Source organism: Sulfitobacter alexandrii, assembly GCF_001886735.1.
Classification (GTDB): domain Bacteria; phylum Pseudomonadota; class Alphaproteobacteria; order Rhodobacterales; family Rhodobacteraceae; genus Sulfitobacter; species Sulfitobacter alexandrii.
The window spans coordinates 1,298,473-1,313,899 of sequence record NZ_CP018076.1; the positions used below are offsets into that span (position 1 = coordinate 1,298,473).

Below are 15,427 nucleotides of genomic sequence, written 5' to 3' on the forward strand. Positions count from 1 at the left end.
CCGTTCGTCGTCATGCAGGGACCGGTGCCGGGGCTTTAGGCGGCACTGGCCAGTTCATCCGCGCCGGCAGCGTCTCGCGCCGTCCAGGTGCCGCCCCGGTACCGGCGCCCCAGTCCACCCGTGCCGTCCATCGTGAACAGGGCCAGCCAGCCGTTGTCGAACAGCGCGCGGACCTGCGGCTGCCGGTCGAGCACACCCGAGATCATCTCTTCGGGGGCATCGACGACGACGATCAGGCGGCTGGGCAGGTGGCGCGGCGCGTCGCCGTCGTTGACCGACTGCCATGGCAGCCCGGCCCGCAGCGGCCCGCCGTTGCCTTCGAGGACACCGATGCCCCCGACCACGTTGTGCAGCAGCTTGTTGCCGGCGCCGAACATCTCGGGCGCGACGGTCGCGCCGTGGTACTGCAACGCGATCCAGCTCGCCACGACTACCGGCGCGGTCAGGATCAGGTCGAGCGTTGCGGCGTCCTTGTCCTGCGTCCAGTCGTAGTCATGCAGGAACACCTGCCCGCCGAGATCATGGCCAAGGGTGCGGGCGCGGGGTGCGGCGATGAAACCGCGACACCCGGCCAGACCCCATTCCGGGCGCACCTCGGACCAGTCGTGGCCCCGGCGGGCGAGCGACGCGGGCGTTCCCCGCGGGATCGTGCCCGCGCGCTCGGTCCGCGCCACCAGTCCGGCCCTCGCGAGGGCCGTCTCGAGCCGGCGCAGTGACGCCAGGTGGCTCTCCGGCACGGTGTCTGCATAAAGGTGTACCGCGTCGGACACCGTATCGTGCAGACCGGCGACGAACTGCGTATCCTCGGGCACCGCGATCTGCCGGTCGGCGAGCCCCTGACGCACCTGCCGGTCGTTCAGGAGGGCCGCCAGAAGCCGCGCGTTCACGTCGCCCGCGTGACCGCCGCAGGCGCCGCACTGCAGGGCGCTGGCATGGGGCGCGTTGGTGACCGTCGCCCCGTGCCCGCACAGCAGCACCAGCGGCGCTAAATCCCGCGTCAGGGACATGGCGCGCAGGATGTTCTCGGCTGCCGCGACCCGTTCCGACAACGGAAGATCGAGCGTCGGGGCGGGCGCATGGGCCGCCCGGCCCGCGATCCCCAGCGCATCGCGCAACAGCTTCCCGACGTAGAGCGGCCCGGCGGCCTCCACGAAGGCGAAGGCGGAAACCGCCGCGCGCTTGAACCGGCCCCAGGCCCGCACGGCGCGCAGCCGCACCCTTTCGGCGGTCTCTGCCGGGTCGCCGGCGCCGCCACGGGTTTCGATGCCGGGGTTCAGCAGGATCGGCGCCCGCGCCTCGACGATGTCCGAGGCATAGGCCCGGTGCGCCACCGGCAGGCCGAAGAAGCCCGCGAAGCCGATGGTCCGGATGCCGTGGTCGGCGGCTTCCAACGCGCGCCTCAGCCGCTCCGACCGGACGTCGATGCAGAAGGCCGCCTGGATCTCGGACCGGGTGTCCGGCTGGGGAAGGGCGGATGTCGACAGCGTTTCCGCAAGCTCGCGTTCCGCGCTGCGGTCGACGGCGTCCTGAAGCGCCGCGTCGATCAGCGTGTCTTCATCGGCGTGCACGGGCTGGGCATAGCGCGTCTTTGCCGCCTGCCATGCCGCGGTGCCCGACGGGCCCAACCGGGCGTGCAGCGCGGCCTCCCACGCGAGGCGAATGGTCAGAAGCTCGAAGAGCGTCGCATCGCGCGTGCCGTCCCGTTCCGCGATCCAGGACAGGTGCCGGGCGTATTGGCTCCATCCCGGCAGTGTCATCAGCAGCCGGTGAAAGTAGAGCGGCGCCGCTTCGGCGGGGAGGTCCAGCGTCTCGCAGGCCTCGGCAAAGGCGGTACGGGCGTCCGTGGGCAGCGCCTGCACCTCCTGCGCAAAGCCCGCGAAACCGGCGATGGCGGGCGTGAGGTCGCGACTTGCCTGCGCCTGCCATGACGCCCAGGCGCCGACGCGGGGCGCGGGCCAGAAGGCCTGGCCCTGGTCGAAATGCGCCCCGGCCCAGTGGCTGATGCGGTCTTCGACCAGCGCGGGCCAGTCGATGCCCGTGTCGTTCGCCGCGATCCCGGCCACGGTGGGCAGGGGGCGCGCAGTGTCGCCTGCCCGGTCCAGCGCGTCGCGCAGGGATTGCGCCGCGATCCCGTGTGCGGTGGCGGCCTCCTGCAGGTCCATGTCGGTGATCCGGCCTGATTTCAGGCGCTCCGACACCGTCTCCCGCGCGAGGAACATGTTCCCGCCGCCGACCAGCTTCATCCTTGCCGCGGCAATGGTCCGGTCTTCGCGCGTCTGACCCAGCCACGGATTGACCGCCACGGTGGCTTCGAGCGGAAAGGCGGGGGGCAACTGTTGCATGGCGTCTTCCGCCGCTGCGAAGAAGCGAAGGGTCTGGCCCGGCCAGGTGATGTGGGTCTTCATTGCATTTCTCCGGTCTTGAGGGTCCACCGGCCGGAAATCCGGTCCGACATTGCGTTGAGATAGAGGCCGTTCATCAGATGGACCCGCAGGCCCATGGCCGCGGGATGATCGGCCCAAAGGGGGAAGGTCGACTGCGCCACCGCGGCGACCGCGAAGCTGACCACGGCCAGCGTGATCGCCGCCCAGACCAGTCCGTCGGGCGCGGGCGGGGGCGGCAGGGTGCCGGCTGCGGCGAGGCTCGCCATTTCCTGCAGGGCGAAGTAGGCGACGGTCGCCGCGATCGACAGGCCGACCGTGCGCCACGCCAGCGCGCGAGGGGCGAGACCGGCCATGCCCTGGGCGATCAGGTAGACGACGCCGAAGATCAGGATCGCCCCGAGCGCCGCGGCCTGCGGCGATTTGGAGGGCAGGCCGAAGGCGAGACCGACGACCACGTACAAGGCCAGCGCGATGCCGAAGGCGCGGGCCACGGCCCCGAGATGCGGCACCGCGATCGGCCCCGGACGGCGGATCGACGACACTTCGCCCACCGCCCCGCCAGAGGCGAGGAAGGCGTGGGCCTTGTAGAGCGAATGGGCGACGATGTGCAGCAGGGCCAGCGGAAACAGGGCCAGCCCGCACTGGAGCACCATGAAACCCATCTGTGCGCAGGTGGACCAGGCAAGCGCGGTCTTGACCGCCGGTTGGGTCAGCGCCACCGAAGCGCCGAGGAGCGCGCTGAAACCGCCGACCAGCGCCAGGGCCGCCAGCACGCCGGGCGCGGCCAGAAGCACGTCGGCGAACCGAATCAGAAGGAAGCCGCCCGCGTTCACGACGCCGGCGTGCAGCAGGGCCGAGACGGGCGTGGGGGCTTCCATGACTTCGGTGAGCCACCCGTGGGTCGGGATCAGCGCAGATTTGAAGATCGCCGCAATGGCCAGCAGCAGCGCCGCTGCCCAGAGCAGATCCGCACCTGACCCTGCGCGGGCCTGCGCGTTGAGTGCGGCGATGTCACCGGTGCCGGCGCAGGCGATCAGCACCCCGCAGGCGAGGACCAGCGCGACGCTGGCGACGATGGCGCTCCGCGCCTTCTTGCGGGCTGCCCGTTGGGCGCGCACGCGGTCGGGGTAGTGCAGGAGCAGCCTGTGCAGGGTCGTCCCGGTGGCGACCCAGCCGATGGCGAGCTGGACGAGGTTGCCGGCACCGACCAGCAGCAGGACGCAGCCGACGGTCGCGGCCATCCAGCCTAGGAACGCGGGCTGGCGCGCTTCGCCGTCGAGGGCGACGCGGGAGAACCGGAGCACGATCCACCCGACGAAGGCGACGGTCAGCGTCATCGCCACGCTGACGATGTCGATCCGCTGCGAGAGACCGAAGGTGCCGACGCCGATGAGCGCGCCGGTCGACGGGCCGAGGATCGCGAGGCGCAGGGCCCCCAGCAGACCGACGAGAAGCGCCGCGAGCGCGGCAAGCTCGGGCAGGCGCAGGCGCCAGTGGCCGCGCGGCGGTGGCGCAAGATGCATCGCAAGGGCCGAGACGGCCATGAGAAGCGGGGCGAGAAGGGGCAGGAACGTCATCGAAATCCTCCGAGGCTGGAACTCCGGACGATCTAGAAGACGTGTGTCATGAAGAAAAATACATTGTTATGAACATTTCGTTCATATAAACAGAACGATATGCGCCTGAACTATCACCACCTGCGGTACTTCTACGAGGTCGCCCTCGAAGGGAACCTGACCCGCGCGGCGGAGCGGCTGAACCTGTCGCAATCGGCGCTGTCCACGCAGATACGGACACTGGAGGACCGGCTGGGGCACGCCCTGTTCGACCGCGGGGGGCGCAGCATGACCCTGACCGAAGCGGGGCGCATCGCGCTGGATCACGCGGAGCGCATCTTCGATGTGGGCGACGATCTGGTCGGCACCCTGATCGGAGCAGGCGCGACCGGCGCGCCGCTCAGGGTCGGTGCGCTGTCGACGTTGTCACGCAATTTCCAACTGCGGTTCCTGCAGCCGGCGCTGTCGGAGGGGGCCGAACTGGTCCTGTCGTCCGGCGGCAGCGGGACGCTGTTGCGCGCGCTGGAAGACCTCGCGCTGGACGTTGTGCTGCTGACCGATCCGCCGCCGCGTGACAGTTTCCCCGACCTCGTGGCGCATCGGATCGCGGAACAGCCGGTGGGGCTGCACGGCACGGCCGCGCGCGTGGCCCATGACACCTTGGCGGACCTGCTGAGCACCGAGCCGGTCATCGTGCCCACCGAAAGCTCGATCCGGACCGGATTCGACAGCCTCGTGTCGCGCCTGGGGGTCACGCCCCGGATCGCGGCGACGGTGGACGACATGGCGATGGTTCGTCTGCTGGCGCGCAACGACGTGGGGCTGGCCATCACGCCCGCCGTGGTGCTGGCGGACGAACTGGCGCAGGGCATGCTGTTCAGCGCGCCCTTTCCGCTTGATATCGTGGAAAGTTTCTACGCGGTGACCGCCCCGCGCAGTTTTCCCCATCCCCTGATCGAAAGGCTGCTGGCCCCGCGCCCGGAACCGTCCGGGCGCGCCGCATCGACGGTCGGCTGACGCCGGTCAGATCCGTTCGACGGTGATTTCATCCAGCGGATAGAAGGCAAGGTGATCCTTGATCTCGGCCACGTCCTGCTTGGGATCCTCGTAGGACCAGACCGCGTTTTCCAGTGTACGGCTCTTGGTCACGACGGAATAATAGGCCGCATCGCCCTTGTGGGGGCAGTGGGAGCTATGGTCCGTCCGGTCGAGGAAGGCCATCGCGATGTCCTCGCGCGGGAAGTAGATCACGGGATCGTAGTCGCCTTCGGCCAGTTCAAGGGCATTGTTGCTCTCGCCCAGCACGGCGCCGCCCGCCCGAACGCTCCAGGTGCCTTCTGCCTTGGTGATCTTGATATGGTCTGCCATGCTCTCCCCCTTGCTCGACGGCCGTCACAGCGGCGCGGTGGCGGCATCCAACCACAGTTTTGTTTCAGGCGATACCCGCGACCCGATTTTTTCCGCGACGTCCGCATGATACCGGTTGAGCCAGTCGATATGGGCGGGTTCCAGCATGTCGGGCAGGATCAGCCGCCGGTCGATGGGGGCGAAGCTGAGCGTTTCCCAGTGCAGCATCGCGCGGTGGTCGTCCCCGCCGGGCAGGGAAGGGGCCTCGCGCACCACCATCAGATTCTCGATCCGGATGCCGAAGGCGCCTTCGCGGTAGTATCCCGGTTCGTTGCTGAGGATCATGCCCGGGCGCAGCGGCGTCGTGCTGATCCGGCTCAGACGCTGGGGGCCTTCGTGAACGCTGAGATAGGCGCCGACGCCATGGCCCAGCCCATGGTCGAAATCCTGCCCCGCGAGCCAGAGCGGCATGCGGCCCACGGCCTCGATATGGCTGCCGGCAAGGCCTGCGGGCCACCGCAGCCGGCTCATGGCGATCATCCCGGCGAGCACGCGGGTAAAGGCGGCGCGCGCGTCCTCGGGCGGGGTGCCGATGGCGATGGTCCGGGTGATGTCGGTGGTCCCGTCGAGGTACTGGCCGCCGGAATCGATCACGATCAGGTGGCCGTCCTCGAGGGTGCTGTCGGTCTCCTCGGTCACGCGGTAATGCATGATCGCCCCATTGGGCCCGGTGCCCGCGATGGTGTCGAAGCTGATCTCCTGCAGGGCGTTGTCCCGGCGTCGGAAGGCTTCCAGTTTCGCGACGACGTCGGTTTCCGTCACCTTGCCCGCCGGTTGCGCATCGAGCCAGGCGAGCAGTTCGCACAGCGCGGCACCGTCGCGCAGGTGGGCGGCGGCGGAGCCGGCGATCTCGGCGTCGTTCTTGCAGGCCTTCGGCAGCGCGCAGGGGTCATCCGCCCAGGCGGCGCGGTCGCCGAGCGCATTGGCCACGGCCAGCGGGACGGACTGCTTGTCCAGCCGCACCGGGCCTTCGAGCGTCGCCAGCCGGTCGAGCAGATCTCCGGGAGGCGAGACATGCACATCGGGGCCGAGGTGGTCGGCCATGCCGTCCAGCTTGGCGGGTGCCATGAACAGATCCACCGAACCGGTGTCGTGCAGAATGGCAAAGCCGTGCGCGACCGGGTTGTGCGCGATGTCCGACCCGCGGATGTTCAGCAGCCAGTTGTGGCTGTCGGGCAGTGTGATGACGGCGGCACGGTGGCCCGCGTCCTGCAATTCCCGCGCGAGGCGGGCCCGCTTGGACGCGTGGCTTTCCCCGGCAAAGTCGATCGGATGCACCTTGGCCGGCCCCATCGGCGGCGCGGGCTGGTCGGGCCAGACCCGGTCCACGAGGTTGTCGCAGGCGCGCAGCTCGATGCGGCTGCCTGCGAGGGCCTCCTCGATCTGGTCGATCTGGCCCGGCGTGTGCAGCCACGGATCGAAGCCCACGACGCCGCCGTCCGGCAGGTGGTCCTTCAGCCAGCTGCCCAGCTGTACCTCGGGCCAGGGCACCGGCGTGAAGTCGGACGCGACCTGCGCCTTGACCTGCGTGCGGTAGCGGCCGTCCACGAAGACTCCGGCGACATCGGGCAGCACGGCACAGAACCCGGCGGAGCCGGTGAATCCCGTCAGCCATGCCAGCCGGTCGTCCCGCGGGGCCACGTATTCGCCCTGGTGGGCATCCGCACGGGGTACGATGAACCCCGCCAGCCCCTCGGCAGCGATCTCGGTACGCAGCGCCCGCAGCCGGGGCGGTCCCTGTTCCGGCCGCGCGGTGACCTCGAAACTCTGGAACATGCCCGCTCCTTCATTGTTCTTCAAATACACAAATACCCGGCGTCAACCGGCGCGGCGCATGCCCATGACGCGCGCCCGCGCCCTCGGGTCCTTGTCGAAGAGCGCAGCGAGCTGTTCGGTCATCGCACCGGCGAGCTGGTCGACATCGGTGATCGTCACCGCCCGGTCGTAGTAGCGCGTCACGTCGTGGCCGATCCCGATGGCGAGCAGTTCGACCTGCTTCTTGCGCTCCACCATGGCGATCACGTCGCGCAGGTGCTTCTCGAGATAGTTCGCCGGGTTCACGCTGAGCGTGGAATCGTCAACCGGGGCCCCGTCCGAGATCACCATGAGGATCTTGCGTGCCTCGTGGCGTGCCGTCATCCGGCGGTGGGCCCATTCCAGCGCCTCGCCGTCGATGTTCTCCTTCAGAAGCCCTTCCTTCATCATCAGTCCGAGGTTCGCGCGCGTCCGTCTCCACGGGGCGTCGGCGGACTTGTAGATGATGTGGCGCAGGTCGTTGAGGCGGCCCGGCTGGGTCGGCCGGCCGTCGTTCAGCCAGGCTTCGCGGGCCTGTCCGCCCTTCCACGCACGGGTGGTGAAGCCGAGGATTTCGACCTTGACGTTGCAGCGTTCCAGCGTCCGCGCAAGCACGTCGGCGCAGATGGCGGCGATGGAGATCGGCCGCCCCCGCATCGACCCGGAGTTGTCGAGCAGCAGGGTCACGCAGGTGTCGCGGAATTCGGTGTCTTTCTCCACCTTGAAGGACAGCGGCGTGGTCGGGTTGGCCACCACCCGCGCGAGGCGCCCCGCGTCCAGCGTGCCTTCCTCGAGGTCGAATTCCCACGACCGGTTCTGCTGCGCCTGCAGGCGGCGCTGAAGCTTGTTGGCCAGACGGCTGACCGCGCCCTTGAGCGGATCGAGCTGCTGGTCGAGGTACGCGCGCAGGCGTTCGAGTTCCACCGGCTCGGCCAGGTCCTCGGCCCCGATCACCTCGTCATGGGTGTCGAGGTAGACGAGGTAGTTGGGGTCGGCGTCCGAGACCGGCTGCGGCGCGGGCGGCTCCATGGGGGCGTCGCCCTCGGGCATCTCGGCTTCCTCGCCCAGCTCCTGGTCGGCCATGTCGTCCATGCTGACCTGCGCCTCGGAGGCATCCTGCTGCTCTTCCTGGGACTGCTCGGCGCTGCCTTCTGTGTCGTCCTCTTCCTGGTCGTCCTGTCCGGTGCTGTCGGGATCCTGTTCTTCTTCGGCCCCTTCCTCGGCGTCGTCCTCCTGGTCGTCGTCCATCTGGTCGGGATCGTCGCCAAGCTGGTCGCCGTAGCCGAGGTCGGAGATCATCTTGCGCGCGAATTTCGCGAAGGCGGACTGATCGTGCAGCACGTCGCCCAGCGTGTCGAGCGATCCGCCCGCCTGTTCCTCGATGAAGCCGCGCCAGAGGTTCATGGCATTTTCCGCGCCGGCAGGCAGGTCCCGCCCGGTCGCGAGGTGCCGCACGAGGTATCCCGCGGCGGTGGCCAGCGGCACGTCGCCGGGCTGCTTGGCCTGATCGTAGCCGCGGCGCAGCGCGTCATGCTTGATCTTGACGTCGATGTTGCCCGCGGTGCCCGGCATGTCGCGCGCGCCCATCGCCTCGCAGCGGGCGGTTTCCATCGCCTCGTAGAGATCGCGGGCCATTTCCCCCTGCGGCTGGTAGCGCGCGTGGGTCTGGCCGTTGTGGTACCGGCGGTTCAGGGCGAGGGCATCGGCGGTGCCGCGCGCCAGCAGCACTTCGTCGCGGGTCATCCGGCGGCTGACCTGTGGCAGCCGCATGGCGTCGCCCGACAGCCCGGAAGGATCGACCGAGTAGCTGACGCTCAGGTCGGGATCGTTCGCCATGACCTTGGATGCCTCGGCCAGCGCCTTCTTGAACGCATCTGCTGGGTTGTCGGATTTGGTCATCGGGGCACTCATGCAATGGTCTGGTCTGTGCCGCAACCTAGGCCGTTCACACTGGAATGACCAGCGGCGCGGAGGGCTTTCAGCGGATCAGATCATCGCATTCGCGCAATTCCAGCGACAGCCGTTCACGCGCGCGATCCCGGCGGCCAGCGTCGGGCGAGAATTCCGCGTCGTTGCGCAGGTAGGCATGGCTGCGCCACGCGTGGAACTTGGCGTTATGGGCGACCGAAGGCGGCATCCCGTAGGCCACCGCCGCGGGCAGGGCGGCCTCCGTCAGGGTGTCGAAGATGGCACTGTCCCGCGGGCCGGTAGCATTGCGACCCCAGAAGGTTTCCTGCGCCGACAGGCGGCCCGCGCAGGCCGCGAACAGCGTGGCCCGGTCCGAAGGGGAGACGGGCAGCGCCTGGGCGGCGCCGGCAGTGACGACAAGGGCGGTCGTGATTCGTATGAGGTGCGCAGGGGTCATGTAACGAGTTTATGACACTTTCCGAAAAAGTCCTGGCATGGGTGAGATTTTTTCGCCGCACGGGCGGTAACCGGGGGTCGCACGCACCGGTCGACAGCGCCGACCCCCAAAGCGCGTCGTCAACGACTTTCGGCGCGGGCGGAAAGCCGCGCGCGGCAAGGAACGCGGTCTAACCGCTTATCCCGATTGGAGTTTCGCCCCGCGCGACCATCCGTGCCCCGCCTGCCATGGGCCAAATTCCGCCGGTTCCGATCTGCTCGCCGGGAACCGGACACGGGGTTGGCGGATTTGCTGCTCAGAACGGCGGGAGCGGCGATGCAACAAGGCGCTGTCGGCCCCGTCAGCAACCAAGTGAGGAGAAAGACCATGACCAATCTGAAGCAACATGCGAGCACCTTGGCACTGATCGCCACCCTGACTGCGACACCCGCCATTCTTGCGGCCCAGACGGCCACAGCGCCCGCCGACGACACGGCAACCGAACAGCCGATGGCGCAGGACAACGCGGAAGCGCCCGCCGATGAAACCACTCCGGAAGCGTCCGACACGGCTGATGCAGAGATGCCTGCCGACGATGCGGCCAGCGACACGGCAGAGGCACCCGCGGATGACGCGATGACGTCCGACACCGCAGAGGCCCCGGCGGATGACACCATGTCCTCCGACACGGCGGAAGCGCCTGCGGACAACACGATGTCCTCCGACACCGCGGAAGCACCGGCTGACGACACCATGGCAACTGACGGCACCGACACCGCTGCCGTGCCCGCCGATGACGGGATGACCGCCGAGGGCGCCGAAGCGACCGAAATGGCCGCCGACGAGCCGGCCAAGGAAGTCGAGGGCCAGATCCGCATGCAGGGCGAGAACACCATCCTTGCAGATGATCTGATCGGCACGAATGTCTATTCGACTGCCGGCGAGAACATCGGTGAGATCGACGACCTGATCGTGAACCTCGACGGATCGGTCGAAGGTGCCGTGATCGGCGTCGGTGGCTTCCTCGGGATCGGCGAGAAGTGGGTCGCCGTCGCCATGGACAGCCTGTCCACACAGCAGGACGAGAACGGCAACGTGACGCTGACCAGCTCCGCCACCAAGGCCGACCTCGAAGCGGCCGAGCCCTTTGTGACGGCACGCGACCTTGCCGCCGCCCAGCGGTCGGTTGAATCCGCGCCGGCCGACGGTGGGGTGCAGACCCAGCCGGTGGAATAAGTCCGGCAAAACGGGATCGGTCTGACTGATCCGACAAGCCACCGACGTGATCGCGTCGGTGGCTTTTTCGTGCGTGGTGCCGGGTGCGGTACGGGATGTTCTGCGAGCATGTGCGTCGTCGCGCAAGTTCAAGGCGCCAGGGCTTCACGAAGAAAAACAATTAGGTGAACAGCAAAATTGCGTTCTGCGGGAACCAGTTCCGTGCGGGGTCGTTATCTATTCAGCAAATCAAAGGATAACGGTGCGCTGATGCACACCGCCAATGAAAGGAATGAACATGACCTTGAAGAACAACGCCGCCCGTATCGCTCTTGCAGCAATGCTGACCGCTTCGCCCGTCGCCCTGATGGCGCAGCAGGCCGACACCGGTTCCCCCGCACAGTCCGTCGCGTCGGACCCCGATGAGAACGTCGGCGGCGAGACCGCCGCGGCGGGCTCCATGGAGCAGACGTCGAAGTCGCTGGAAGACACCGGCGCCTACAGCGATGACGCGCGGGCGGATGCAGAGACCGAAGGGTCGCTGATCAAGACCGACCCGGAAGACACCGAAGGATCGCAACTGCTGACCGAGTGATCCAGACCGGATCATGAATGGCCCTGCCGATCGGCGGGGCCATTTTTCGTTCAACGCTGCAATGAAAAGGGGCGCCCCGACGGGACGCCCCTTTTTCCTTACACGATCCGCAGGATCAGCCCAGGCTGACGCTGGCGGCGCTTTCGGGCAGTTCCTCGTCGAACAGGCGCTGGTAGAATTCCGCAACCGTCTGACGCTCCAGTTCGTCGCACTTGTTGAGGAACGACAGCCGGAAGGCATAGCCGATGTTGCGGAAGATCTCGGCGTTCTGTGCCCAGGCGATCACCGTCCGCGGGGACATGACGGTGGACAGTTCCCCGTTCATGAAGGCGGTGCGCGTCAGGTCCGCGACGGTGACCATCTGGCGGACGGTCTTGCGCCCTTCGGCATTGTTGTAATGCGGGTTCTTGGCCAGCACGATCGCGCTTTCGGCGTCGATGCTGAGATAGTTCAGCGTGGCCACCAGCGACCAGCGGTCCATCTGGCCCTGGTTGATCTGCTGGGTGCCGTGGTAGAGGCCGGTCGTATCGCCCAAGCCCACCGTGTTCGCGGTGGCGAAGATGCGGAAGTAGGGATGCGGTTCGATCACCTGGTTCTGGTCCAGCAGGGTCAGCTTGCCGTCGACTTCGAGCACGCGCTGGATCACGAACATCACGTCGGCGCGGCCCGCGTCGTATTCGTCAAAGACGATGGCGGTCGGGTTGCGCAGCGCCCAGGGCAGGATGCCTTCCTGAAAGTCGGTGACCTGTTTGCCGTCGCGCAGCTTGATCGCGTCCTTGCCGATCAGGTCGATCCGGCTGATGTGGCTGTCGAGGTTGACGCGCACGGCAGGCCAGTTCAGCCGCGCGGCGACCTGTTCGATGTGCGTGGACTTGCCGGTGCCGTGGTAGCCCTGGATCATGACGCGGCGGTTGTGGTTGAAACCGGCGAGGATCGCCAGGGTCGTGTCGGGATCGAACTTGTAGGTGCTGTCGAACTCCGGCACGCGGTCCGTCCGGTCCGCGAAACCTTTGACCATCATATCCGTGTCGATGCCGAAAACGTCGCGGACGCTGATGTCTTCTGTCGGTTTCATGTTGATGTCCAGCTCGGCGTCAGCCATGTGTCCTCGTCCTTTTCGGTCTGGTCCCGCTCGGGGAGATATCGGCCCGCCTCTGGTGCAACATATCTAGAGCACGCGCAAGGGTCGGGCCGCGGGTTTGTACCGGCCCGCGCCCCGTTAACTGGCGCGTGCCGCGTCGATGGCAACCTGCGCGCATCCGCAGGCGGCTTTCACCGGGTGGTCGGCGCGCGCTTCGGCGAGGTCGAGCCGCAGCTTGACGTGCGGCGCCTCGTCGCTGTCGCCCCGGGCGATCAGGCAATCGTAGAGGCCGCGCAGCGCCCAGACATTGTCGGGATGCACGCAGGCGCGCGGCAGGCCGGGTACGAGGCCCAGATCCTGACGGAACACCTGTTCTGCCTCTGCCAAGTGACCCTGTTCGAACAGCAGCGCCCCGAGGGCGTGCCGCGTGGGCTGCATCCATCCCCAAGGCTCGTCGTAGGGCAGCGCGTCGTCCAGCGCGACCGCGCGGCGCAGGTGGGTAAAGGCGACGTCGTAATCGCCCTTGCGGTAGGCCAGTTCCCCTTCCAGCATGGCGGTCGCGACTTCCAGCAGGTCAACGCCACGCACGTTGTGCAGCAGGCGGGTTTCGGGCACCCGCGCCTTGACCGCGAGAAAGGTGTCGAGCTGTGCATCGGCGTCCTCGATATGCCCCAGCGCGGAATAGGCCAGTCCCTTGGCATACTCGATGAAGGCGGTGCACATCACGTAGGTTTCCGTATCCTCGGGCAGCTCCAGCTTGAGGATCTCCTCCCACATGCCGAAACGGATCAGGACGTGCGGCTCCATCCCCAGGATCGTCTCGAAGAAATCGGCCATCGGCGGTGACTTGATCTGCAGCAGCGCGTCTGGCGTCGTCTCGCGCATGCCGCGGACGGCCCGCATCGCCGGTTCGAACTGCCCCATGTAGAGCGCGCCGCTGATGACGAAGTGATAGTTGTGCTGGCGGTATCCGGTGTAGATGTTGAACGGGCCTTCGGCTTCGTAGTATTTCAGATCGGCTTCGATCGCGCGTTCGTTCCATCGCACGACGTTCTCGTAGGCGCCGCACAGCACGTCGATGTGCGTGGGCATGTGCACAAGGTGGCCCGCGTCGGGCACAAGGGTGCGCAGCACGTCGGCGGCGCGCAACGCCTTCTCCGGGTAGGGCGACATTTCCATCAGGTGGACGTAGAGGTGCAGGATGCCGGGATGCGCCATGCCGCCGGGCAGGGCCATCTGGGTTTCCAGCACCGCCTGCGCCTCCAGCGTCTCGGCGTCCGGCGCCACGGCGCCCTGCGCGATGTCCCACATCTGCCAGGGCGTCAGGTTCATCAGCGCATCGACAAAGACGGTCGCCACGTCGGCGTCGGTGGGGTGCTCCTTGTGCAGCGCGCGCATCGCGTCGGCAAAGGCGCGGTCCCACGGCGCCATGTCCTCCACCGGGTCGCGCTGCGGATAGCGGGCGGTGAGGGCCTGTATCAGCGCCGCTTCGACCGGGCTTGCGCCGTCGGCGACCGCCAGCGCGGCCTGCGTCGCGTCATAGGCTTCGGCCAGTGCCTCGGCGCGGCCCTTGCTGTCGAACAGGACCCACGGCAGGTTGTAGTTCGGCCCGGCGGCATAGGCGTGGCCCCAGTGTGCCATGGCGCAGCCCGGATCGGCCTCGGCCGCCCTGCGGTAACAGGCGATCGCCTCCTTGTGGTTGAAGCCGTAGGCCCAGTTCAGCCCCCGGTCGAACCATGTCTGTGCCTGCGCCGACGCAGTAGTGACGGGGCGGGTGTAGGCCCCGAGGTCGTATTGATAGTCCATCCTGACGCTCCTGCAATCGGGCGGAGCATGCCAAGTCCTGCCGCGATTGCCCAGAGCCATGGGCCGCTGAATTCCGCAAAACCTGCACGATCACACGGCGGTGCCCTGCACGCGGCTAACTTAGCAAGGGGTTACATCACAAGGAGACAATGAGATGCGCAAGATGACAGTGGACCAGCGATTTCCCATCGCGCTGGTGATCGGGTCGGCGGGGGCTGCCGTGGCCCTGGCCATTCAGGCCACAACGGGCACCTTTTCCGGCGAGGCGGGGTTTGTGCGGGTTGCGGGCGCGGGGGCGTTGCTGGGCGGCCTCGCCCTGGCTGACGGGTTCGGACGACCGGGCTGGGCCGGGCTGATCCGGTCGGTCCTGAGCTTTGCCGGGGCCACCGTCTTCGGGGCGATGATGGCGGTCGTGTTGCTGCCCCTCGACCAGTTCCTGTCGGATATCGACCCCTTCGGTCCGCTGCGCGATGCCGTGTCGGCGGCGGTCGTGGGGCCGTTGTTCGTGCTTGGCAGTATCCTCGAAGAGGCTGCCGTGCTGGCGGTCTGGTCGGTGGGGGCGGGCGCGGCGCACCTGTTGCGCCGGACCCTCTGAAGCGGCGATCAGTCCTTGAAGCTGCGGCTGCCCTTGATCTGGTCCCAGGCCCACATGACCTGCTGAAGCTGGTCTTCCTGAGACCGGTCGCCGCCGTTCATGTCAGGGTGCAGCACCTTGATCAGCAGCTTGTAGGCCTTGCGGATCTCGGGCTTGGTCATCGTATCCTTGACCTCGAGAATCTCGACCGCCCGGCGTTCGGTCGGGGGCAGGCGGCGGCCGGTCTGGCCGGTCCGGCCCGGGTTCTGGGTGGCGTTCTTGCCCAGCACCTGATGCGGGTCTTCGATGCCCAGCCGGGCCCAGGCCCGTGCCTCGGGGTCGCCCAGCGGCTTGGTCTTGCGTTCCCAGACCTTGTCCTCGCTCATCTGGGCATTCAGCTCGGCCTCGGTGGTGCCGTCGAAGAAGTTCCATTTCAGGTTGTACTCGCGCACGTGCTGCTGGCAGAACCAGTAGTAGTCGTCCAGAACGTCGGGCGCCTTGGGCGCGCGGTACTTGCCGGGCTCTTCGCAGCCTTCGTGATCGCAGATCCGTGTCGAAGTCTCGGAGGCCCCTGACATGCCGCGACGGCCGCGGGGGTTCTTCTTTTTCGAGGACGACACGGACATGTCGAACCCGAAGGGATCTGGTTTGGACATAGCGATAGACCTTTT

The 15,427-nt window shown here is 67.6% G+C and carries 13 protein-coding genes; 4 read left to right on the forward strand and 9 right to left on the reverse strand.

Annotated features, from left to right (window positions below; genetic code table 11):
• Positions 1-35: 35 nt before the first annotated feature.
• Both BOO69_RS06305 and BOO69_RS06310 read right to left on the reverse strand, forming a co-directional pair.
• Positions 36-2,405, reverse strand: a complete 2,370-nt coding sequence (locus BOO69_RS06305; protein ID WP_071971302.1) for a YbcC family protein — start codon at positions 2,403-2,405, stop codon at positions 36-38.
• Positions 2,402-3,961, reverse strand: coding sequence for a proton-conducting transporter transmembrane domain-containing protein (locus BOO69_RS06310; protein WP_216637009.1), 1,560 nt, complete (start codon positions 3,959-3,961; stop codon positions 2,402-2,404). Before BOO69_RS06310 ends, BOO69_RS06305 begins: the two co-directional genes overlap by 4 nt.
• A gap of 99 nt (positions 3,962-4,060) precedes the next feature.
• Between BOO69_RS06310 and BOO69_RS06315 the strand changes: the two genes are divergently transcribed.
• Entirely contained in the window at positions 4,061-4,957 is an 897-nt protein-coding gene (locus tag BOO69_RS06315) for a LysR family transcriptional regulator (RefSeq protein ID WP_071971304.1), read from the forward strand.
• Positions 4,958-4,963: 6 nt separating this feature from the next.
• Here the strand turns inward: BOO69_RS06315 and BOO69_RS06320 are convergent, their stop codons facing one another.
• From BOO69_RS06320 to BOO69_RS06335, 4 genes are all read right to left on the reverse strand, one after another.
• Positions 4,964-5,308, reverse strand: coding sequence for a DUF427 domain-containing protein (locus tag BOO69_RS06320; protein WP_071971305.1), 345 nt, complete (start codon positions 5,306-5,308; stop codon positions 4,964-4,966).
• A gap of 24 nt (positions 5,309-5,332) precedes the next feature.
• Positions 5,333-7,123 carry an aminopeptidase P family protein gene (locus tag BOO69_RS06325; protein ID WP_071971306.1) on the reverse strand — a complete coding sequence of 597 codons (1,791 nt, stop codon included), beginning with the start codon at positions 7,121-7,123 and terminating at the stop codon, positions 5,333-5,335.
• Positions 7,124-7,165: 42 nt separating this feature from the next.
• The gene (cobT, locus tag BOO69_RS06330) at positions 7,166-9,040 is read right to left on the reverse strand and encodes a cobaltochelatase subunit CobT (RefSeq protein WP_071971309.1); all 1,875 of its coding nucleotides are present in this window, start codon (positions 9,038-9,040) and stop codon (positions 7,166-7,168) included.
• Positions 9,041-9,119: 79 nt separating this feature from the next.
• Positions 9,120-9,506 carry a hypothetical protein gene (locus BOO69_RS06335; protein WP_071971311.1) on the reverse strand — a complete coding sequence of 129 codons (387 nt, stop codon included), beginning with the start codon at positions 9,504-9,506 and terminating at the stop codon, positions 9,120-9,122.
• A 366-nt stretch (positions 9,507-9,872) separates the two neighbouring features.
• Between BOO69_RS06335 and BOO69_RS06340 the strand changes: the two genes are divergently transcribed.
• Together BOO69_RS06340 and BOO69_RS06345 are read left to right on the forward strand one after the other, a co-directional pair.
• Positions 9,873-10,721 carry a PRC-barrel domain-containing protein gene (locus tag BOO69_RS06340; RefSeq protein ID WP_172839505.1) on the forward strand — a complete coding sequence of 283 codons (849 nt, stop codon included), beginning with the start codon at positions 9,873-9,875 and terminating at the stop codon, positions 10,719-10,721.
• 277 nt (positions 10,722-10,998) lie between these two features.
• On the forward strand, positions 10,999-11,295 hold the full coding sequence (locus tag BOO69_RS06345; protein ID WP_156874872.1) for a hypothetical protein: 297 nt from the start codon (positions 10,999-11,001) through the stop codon (positions 11,293-11,295).
• Between the two features lie 115 nt (positions 11,296-11,410).
• Here BOO69_RS06345 and cobS read toward each other — a convergent pair whose 3' ends face one another.
• Positions 11,411-12,397 (reverse strand): cobaltochelatase subunit CobS, encoded by a 987-nt coding sequence (gene cobS, locus BOO69_RS06350; protein ID WP_071971315.1) that lies wholly within the window; start codon positions 12,395-12,397, stop codon positions 11,411-11,413.
• A 117-nt stretch (positions 12,398-12,514) separates the two neighbouring features.
• Positions 12,515-14,182: a tetratricopeptide repeat protein gene (locus BOO69_RS06355; RefSeq protein ID WP_071971317.1), complete on the reverse strand. Its 1,668-nt coding sequence runs from the start codon at positions 14,180-14,182 to the stop codon at positions 12,515-12,517.
• Between the two features lie 154 nt (positions 14,183-14,336).
• On the opposite strand from BOO69_RS06355, the gene BOO69_RS06360 reads away from it, so the two are divergent.
• Positions 14,337-14,777: a hypothetical protein gene (locus tag BOO69_RS06360; protein ID WP_071971319.1), complete on the forward strand. Its 441-nt coding sequence runs from the start codon at positions 14,337-14,339 to the stop codon at positions 14,775-14,777.
• Between the two features lie 8 nt (positions 14,778-14,785).
• Here the strand turns inward: BOO69_RS06360 and BOO69_RS06365 are convergent, their stop codons facing one another.
• Entirely contained in the window at positions 14,786-15,412 is a 627-nt protein-coding gene (locus BOO69_RS06365; protein ID WP_071971321.1) for a J domain-containing protein, read from the reverse strand.
• Between the last annotated feature and the right edge of the window lie 15 nt (positions 15,413-15,427).